The following is a 7,344-nucleotide window of genomic DNA, read 5'->3' on the forward strand; positions in this document are numbered from 1 at the left end:
ACATGGAAGATAAAGGAGAGCCATCTTATGAAAATGTTATCAATCGAGCAGGAATTAAAGGGCAACTCTTATCCTGGAAGAGGAATCATCATCGGTAAGAGTGAGGACGGCAAAAAAGCTGTGACTGCTTATTTTATCATGGGACGCAGTGAGAACAGCCGTAACCGGGTTTTTGTGGAGGATGGAGAAGGAATCAGGACACAGGCATTTGACGAGTCCAAACTGACAGACCCAAGCCTGATTATCTATGCACCGGTGCGTGTTCTGGGGAACAAGACGATCGTGACGAACGGGGACCAGACAGACACCATCTATGAAAGTATGGATAAGCAGATGACATTTGAACAGAGCCTGCGCTCAAGGGAATTTGAGCCGGATGGCCCTAATTATACACCGAGGATTTCAGGAATTATGCATCTTGAGAATGGCAATTATAACTACGCCATGTCGATATTAAAGAGCAACAATGGAAATCCGGAAAGCTGTAACCGCTATACATTTGCATATGAAAATCCGGCTGCAGGAGAAGGGCATTTTATCCATACATATATGTGTGACGGAAATCCGCTGCCGAGTTTTGAGGGAGAACCGAAACTAATCTCTGTTCCGGATGATATCGGGGCATTTACAGACCTGTTATGGAACAGCCTGAACGAGGATAACAAAGTTTCCCTCTTTGTACGTTATATTGATATTGAATCAGGCAGTTATGAGACAAAGATTGTAAATAAAAATCAATAAGGAGCAAAAGACAAATGAAAGAATTAGAATTGAAGTACGGCTGTAACCCGAATCAGAAACCTTCCAGGATCTACATGGAGGACGGAAGTGAACTGCCGATCAAGGTGTTATGCGGACGTCCGGGATATATTAACTTTCTGGATGCATTCAATGGCTGGCAGCTTGTAAGCGAACTGAAAAAAGCAACCGGGCTTCCGGCGGCTACTTCTTTTAAACACGTTTCCCCGGCAGGGGCAGCGGTAGGACTTCCTCTGGACGAGACGCTGGCTAAGATTTACTGGGTGGATGATCTGGGAGAATTATCCCCTCTGGCATGTGCATATGCGAGAGCAAGGGGCGCCGACAGGATGTCTTCTTTTGGGGACTTCATTTCATTGTCTGATGTATGTGATGCTGATACGGCAAGACTGATCAAGAGGGAAGTTTCTGACGGCGTCATTGCCCCGGGGTATGAACCGGAAGCACTTGAGATTTTAAAGCAGAAGAAAAAAGGCAATTATAATGTAATCCAGATCGACCCGGACTACGTTCCGGCTCCGTTAGAACGCAAAGAAGTATATGGAATCACATTTGAGCAGGGAAGAAATGAACTCGTAATTGATGATGAGTTTTTTGCAAATGTAGTGACAGAGAATAAAGAGATACCGGAATCAGCAAAGATAGACCTTGCTATTTCTATGATCACCCTGAAATACACACAGTCTAACTCCGTGTGTTATGTAAAGGGAGGACAGGCAATCGGAATCGGTGCAGGACAGCAGTCCCGTATCCACTGTACGAGGCTGGCAGGGCAGAAGGCAGATAACTGGTGGCTGCGCCAGTGCCCGAAGGTTCTGGGGCTTCCGTTCAGGGATGGTATCAAACGTGCCGACAGGGATAATGCGATTGATCTGTATATCGGGGATGAATACATGGATGTTCTTGCTGACGGCGTATGGGAAAATACATTCAAAGTAAAGCCGGAAGTATTTACAAGGGAAGAGAAGCGTGAATGGCTGGATAAGCTGACAGATGTCGCACTGGGCTCTGATGCATTCTTCCCGTTCGGGGATAACATCGAGCGTGCCCATAAGAGTGGCGTGAAATATGTGGCACAGCCGGGTGGTTCTGTGAGAGATGATAACGTAATTGATGTGTGCAACAAGTATCAGATGGCTATGGCCTTTACCGGCCTGCGTCTGTTCCACCACTAGGATATGCCATGTCAGTAAAGTTTGAAATACGAATGACAACGCAGACTATGTACAGTTTTATGCTGCATCACAATTATACACACCTCCCGGGAATTGTGGGGGTACTCTGCGGTGCAGTGATTTTTCTGATGGGAATCAGACAGGCAGAAGGCGGCAATACTGCAAGTGGTGTCCTTCTGTCTGCCCTTGCGGTCTTTATGATCGTATATCCCCCTGTTATGCTGTGGATGCGGGCAAGACGCCAGGTTGAGGCTTCACCTGTATTTAAGGAACCACTTTACTATGAACTGACGGACAGCGGGGTGAAGGTAACCCAGTATGGATCTGAAAATGAGAGTTCCTGGTCAGAATTCCAGAGAGCTGTATCTACGAATCAGGCACTGGTACTGTATATGGATAAGACTCGTGCGGTCATTTTCCCGAGGGCGCAGATAGGAGAACAGTGGGCGGCGGTGGCAGAGGTGATATCCACCCATATGCCGCCTGATAAGGTGCGGATCCGTCAGGTAAACTAAACTGGAAAGAGGATATGACATGGTACTGGAAACAAGGAGTCCCGAGCAGACATTCCAGATCGGAGTAAGGCTGGGGCAGAAGGCAAAACCGGGGCAGGTGTATACACTGACCGGTGATCTTGGAGTAGGGAAAACTGTATTTACACAGGGATTTGCACAGGGACTGGAGATAGAGGAACCCGTGAGCAGCCCTACGTTTACGATTGTACAGGTATATGAAGAAGGGCGTCTGCCGTTCTATCATTTTGATGTATACCGTATCGGTGACATTGAAGAAATGGATGAGATCGGATACGAAGATTACGTGATGGGAGAGGGAGTTTCCCTGATCGAATGGGCGAACCTGATTGAGGAGATACTGCCCGAAAAGCGTACGGAGATTATTATTGAAAAAGATCTGGAACAGGGATTTGAGTTCAGAAGAATTACGATAGAAGAACTACCATGAAAAAGGATGCCGGTGTTGGAATCAGCACCGGTATGTCTGTATTATAGAGAGGAAATTAATTATGCGGGTATTGGCAATTGACAGCTCCGGGCTGACGGCGACTGTGGCAGTCGTGGAGGAAGACAGGACAGTCGCAGAATATACCATAGACTACAAGAAGACCCATTCACAGACTCTGCTGCCGATGATCGATGCGGTGGCAAAGATGGTTGAGCTGGATCTTTCGACGATAGATGCAATTGCAGTTGCCGGGGGACCGGGGTCTTTTACCGGGCTTCGGATTGGTTCTGCCACGGCAAAGGGATTAGGACTGGCACTTGATAAGCCGCTGATCCATATTCCAACGGCGGACGGACTGGCTTATCAGGTGTACGGATGTGAAGATATTATCTGCCCGATTATGGATGCCAGAAGAAACCAGGTCTATACAGGGCTTTATACATTTTCCAGAAAAGCAGGGGAAAAAGAAGGGACAAGGCGGGTTGAACCGGTATTTCAGGTAATGCGTATGCAGATGGCGGTTTCCATCGATGATCTGATACACCGGCTGAATACTTACGGGAGGCCGGTCGTATTTTTAGGGGACGGTGTGCCTGTTTACCGGGATACGATTGATAAGTATATTCAGGTGCCTTATTCTTTTGCGCCTTCTTATATGAACCGTCAGCGCGCGGCAGTTGTAGGGGCCCTGGGGATTAAGTATTTCAAGGCCGGGAAGTTTGAAAGTGCGATGGAGCACCAGCCGGATTACCTGCGAGTCTCACAGGCAGAGAGGGAACGTGCCGAGAAAGAAAAGAATGCGGAACTCAAATGCAGGACACTTCGTGCCGAGGATGCGGCGGCTGTAGCAGAAATGGAACATCAGGTCTTTGCGGACGCATGGAGTGAGAAAAGTGTGCTGGAGACAATCAAGCTTCCGAATACGATCTGCATCGCGGCAGAAAAGGCCGGAAGGCTTGTCGGATATATGCTTGCCTACGAGGCGGCAGGAGAGGCGGAAATCGCCCGTATTGCCGTGGACAAAGAGATGAGGCGTCAGGGCGCTGGCGGCCATTTGATGCTGGCACTGGAAAATATCTGCGAGGAAAGAAAAATCAATAAACTGCTTTTGGATGTGAGGGAAAGCAATATGGAGGCCCGTTCATTCTATGAGGATGAAGGGTTTACAGAGGATGGCATCCGCCAGAAGTTTTATACAGACCCGGAAGAGGATGCAGTACTGATGAGCAGGGAGCTTGGAAGCACTTCCCACTAGGAAAGTGCCTGCCGGGCCGTTATAATGAAGGCGTAGCAAAAGCACACAACACAGGAGGAATTTGTATGCGCCAGTATCAGATGAAAGAAACAAAAGAAGTAAATAAAATTATTTGTAATAAATGTGGCAAAGAAATACCGGTTATAAATGGACGGGCGGAAGAAGGCGTATTCAGCGTGGATTACACATGGGGATATTTCTCTGAAAAAGACGGGGAGAAGCATTCCTTTGATCTTTGCGAAACCTGTTATGACGAACTGCTCCGTTCGTTTATGGTGCCGGCAGAAATAGAGGGATAATATGTTAGATGTATGTTTACTCGGGAGCGGCGGGATGATGCCGCTTCCTTATCGGTGGCTGACTGCACTGATGACAAGGTTTAATGGCAGCAGCCTGCTGATAGACTGCGGAGAAGGGACACAGATTGCGATTAAAGAAAAGGGCTGGAGTTTCAAGCCGATTGACGTGATCTGTTTTACCCATTATCACGGGGACCATATCAGTGGCCTGCCGGGACTGCTCCTGACGATGGGGAATGCTGACCGCCGGGAACCCCTTACCCTGATCGGGCCGAAAGGTCTGGAAAGGGTAGTTAATTCTTTGAGGGTGATTGCGCCGGAACTGCCTTTCCCAATCAAGTGTGTGGAGATTGAAGGTGCCTCCCAGACATTTGAAATGAATGGGTACCGTTTAAAAGCGTTTAAAGTAAATCATAACGTTTTGTGCTACGGATATACCCTGGAGATTGACAGGGCAGGAAAGTTTGACGTAGAACGGGCAAAAGAGCAGGGGGTGCCGCAGAAATATTGGAGCCGTCTGCAAAAAGGTGAATCCGTAGAAGAAGATGGAAAGCTTATGACGCCTGATATGGTACTTGGTCCGCCGAGAAAAGGAATCAAGCTTACTTATACGACAGATACAAGACCGACTGACTCTATCCGGGAAAATGCAAAAGGCTCGGACCTGTTTATATGTGAAGGCATGTACGGTGAAAAAGAAAAAGCTGCCAAGGCGGTAGAGTACAGGCACATGACTTTTTATGAGGCGGCGCAGCTTGCAAAAGATGCGGAAGTGAATGAATTGTGGCTGACGCACTACAGTCCCTCGCTTACAAGGCCGGAGGAGTACATGGACGAGGTGAGGAAAATTTTCCCGGATGCGAAACCCGGGAAAGATAAGATGTCTGTAGAACTGGCATTTGAGTAAAAAGAAACATCCAAAGCAGAGGTGCATTTTATGAAAGAAATCAGAAGTATAAACATACTGGCAATTGAAAGCTCGTGTGATGAGACTGCCGCAGCGGTTGTCAATAATGGACGGGAGGTTCGGTCTAACGTGATATCTTCACAGATCGAGCTGCATAAACTGTACGGCGGTGTCGTGCCTGAAATTGCGTCCAGAAAGCACATAGAAAAGATAAATCAGGTCATTGAGGAGGCGTTAAAAGAAGCAGGGGCGACTCTGGATGACATAGATGCAATCGGGGTAACATATGGGCCGGGGCTTGTCGGCGCACTTCTTGTGGGGGTGGCAGAGGCAAAAGCGATTGCATATGCAAGGAAACTGCCTTTAATCGGTGTGCACCATATTGAGGGACATATTTCGGCAAATTATATAGAACATCCGGAATTAGAACCTCCGTTTCTTTGTCTTGTCGTATCTGGGGGGCATACCCATCTGGTATGTGTCAAGGAATATGGCAAATATGAAATACTCGGCAGAACAAGAGACGATGCTGCCGGGGAAGCTTACGATAAAGTTGCCCGGGCAATTGGCCTTGGGTACCCGGGGGGGCCGAAAATCGACAGGCTGGCAAAAGAGGGGAATGCAGAGGCCGTTAATTTTCCAAAGGCAAACATAGACGGTGCACCTTATGATTTCAGCTTCAGTGGTTTGAAGTCAGCGGTCCTGAACTATATTAATGGCTGCCAGATGAAGGGCCTGACTTATAATCCCGCGGACATTGCCGCATCTTTTCAAAAGGCGGTCGTGGACGTTCTGGTAGAAAAGTCTATGCATGCAGTGGAAGAATACGGGATGTATAAGTTCGCGATTGCGGGTGGAGTGGCATCAAACAGCGCCCTGAGAGAAGGGATGAAGAAAGCGTGTGAAGAGAGGGATATTCAGTTTTACTATCCGTCGCCCATTTATTGTACGGATAATGCAGCTATGATCGGTGCGGCGGCTTATTACGAATATCTTGCAGGAACAAGGCACGGATGGGATTTAAACGCGGTACCTAATCTGAAGCTTGGAGAACGCTGACCAGAGGTCTGAATACAGAACCCGGCATTGATATGAGGAGGAGAGAATATGGAAAAGGCACATTGTACAGCAATCGTACTGGCAGCAGGCCAGGGAAAACGGATGGGGACAAAAGTACATAAGCAGTATCTCGAACTCGCCGGAAAACCGGTCTTATATTATTCGTTAAAGGCTTTTGCATATTCAGATGTGATAGACGAGATCTATCTGATTACGGGGCCGGGAGAAGAAGAATACTGCCGTCGGGAGATCATAGAAAAATATGAGATCCCGAAGGTTACCAAGATATTGCCTGGCGGTGCACAGCGATATCATTCGGTATGGAATGGAGTACAGGAGATGGAAGAAGAGGGATATGTCTTCATCCATGATGGTGCGCGCCCGTTTGTCAATCATGAGATTATAGAGAGGGTTTTTCAGGAGGTGATTCATCATAAGGCCTGTGTAGTCGGCATGCCTGTGAAAGATACCATAAAAGTGGTGGATGACAATGAATTTGTGAAAAACACGCCGGACAGGAAAAGCCTGTGGATGATACAAACACCTCAGGTTTTTGAAAATCATTTAATAAAAGGTGCATATTCTATGCTGATGCGGGAATCCTATATCAATGTAACGGATGACGCGATGGTGGTAGAGCAGATGTTGAAGTACCCGATTAAACTGGTCTGCGGTTCTTATGAAAACATAAAAATAACAACACCAGAAGACCTGGATATAGCAGAAGTCATGATTGCCCGCAGCCAAGAGTGAAAATAATATGAAAATAATGTAAAAAAGGTGTTGACATATATTTCATGTATATGCTAGAATAACCATTGTCGCGAGAGCAGACAGAACAACAGAGCTTATTAGTGATAAAGACTGATAAGAATATGGAGAGGTATCGAAGTGGTCATAACGAGGCGGTCTTGAAAACCGTTTGTC

Annotated in this window: 9 protein-coding genes; all 9 read left to right on the forward strand. The window is 47.2% G+C overall.

Going from position 1 to position 7,344, the window contains the following annotated elements:
• The first annotated feature begins 27 nt into the window (after window positions 1–27).
• The 9 genes from ABIN22_RS06745 (at window position 28) to ispD (ending at window position 7,170) form a co-directional block, all read left to right on the forward strand.
• On the forward strand, window positions 28–741 hold the full coding sequence (locus tag ABIN22_RS06745; protein ID WP_346907491.1) for an IMP cyclohydrolase: 714 nt from the start codon (window positions 28–30) through the stop codon (window positions 739–741).
• 14 nt (window positions 742–755) lie between these two features.
• Window positions 756–1,934: a phosphoribosylaminoimidazolecarboxamide formyltransferase gene (locus ABIN22_RS06750; protein ID WP_346907493.1), complete on the forward strand. Its 1,179-nt coding sequence runs from the start codon at window positions 756–758 to the stop codon at window positions 1,932–1,934.
• A gap of 8 nt (window positions 1,935–1,942) precedes the next feature.
• Window positions 1,943–2,449, forward strand: a complete 507-nt coding sequence (locus ABIN22_RS06755; protein ID WP_346907495.1) for a YcxB family protein — start codon at window positions 1,943–1,945, stop codon at window positions 2,447–2,449.
• A gap of 19 nt (window positions 2,450–2,468) precedes the next feature.
• Window positions 2,469–2,897 carry a tRNA (adenosine(37)-N6)-threonylcarbamoyltransferase complex ATPase subunit type 1 TsaE gene (tsaE, locus tag ABIN22_RS06760; RefSeq protein ID WP_109733958.1) on the forward strand — a complete coding sequence of 143 codons (429 nt, stop codon included), beginning with the start codon at window positions 2,469–2,471 and terminating at the stop codon, window positions 2,895–2,897.
• 61 nt (window positions 2,898–2,958) lie between these two features.
• Window positions 2,959–4,152 carry a tRNA (adenosine(37)-N6)-threonylcarbamoyltransferase complex dimerization subunit type 1 TsaB gene (gene tsaB, locus ABIN22_RS06765; RefSeq protein WP_118622486.1) on the forward strand — a complete coding sequence of 398 codons (1,194 nt, stop codon included), beginning with the start codon at window positions 2,959–2,961 and terminating at the stop codon, window positions 4,150–4,152.
• 65 nt (window positions 4,153–4,217) lie between these two features.
• The gene (locus tag ABIN22_RS06770) at window positions 4,218–4,451 is read left to right on the forward strand and encodes a hypothetical protein (RefSeq protein ID WP_109733959.1); all 234 of its coding nucleotides are present in this window, start codon (window positions 4,218–4,220) and stop codon (window positions 4,449–4,451) included.
• Window position 4,452: 1 nt separating this feature from the next.
• Window positions 4,453–5,358 (forward strand): ribonuclease Z, encoded by a 906-nt coding sequence (locus ABIN22_RS06775; protein WP_118622488.1) that lies wholly within the window; start codon window positions 4,453–4,455, stop codon window positions 5,356–5,358.
• 30 nt (window positions 5,359–5,388) lie between these two features.
• Window positions 5,389–6,417, forward strand: coding sequence for a tRNA (adenosine(37)-N6)-threonylcarbamoyltransferase complex transferase subunit TsaD (gene tsaD, locus ABIN22_RS06780; RefSeq protein WP_109733961.1), 1,029 nt, complete (start codon window positions 5,389–5,391; stop codon window positions 6,415–6,417).
• A 48-nt stretch (window positions 6,418–6,465) separates the two neighbouring features.
• Window positions 6,466–7,170: a 2-C-methyl-D-erythritol 4-phosphate cytidylyltransferase gene (gene ispD / locus ABIN22_RS06785; RefSeq protein ID WP_118622490.1), complete on the forward strand. Its 705-nt coding sequence runs from the start codon at window positions 6,466–6,468 to the stop codon at window positions 7,168–7,170.
• The last annotated feature ends 174 nt before the right edge of the window (window positions 7,171–7,344 follow it).

Source organism: Faecalicatena orotica, assembly GCF_905197545.1.
Classification (GTDB): domain Bacteria; phylum Bacillota; class Clostridia; order Lachnospirales; family Lachnospiraceae; genus Faecalicatena_A; species Faecalicatena_A orotica.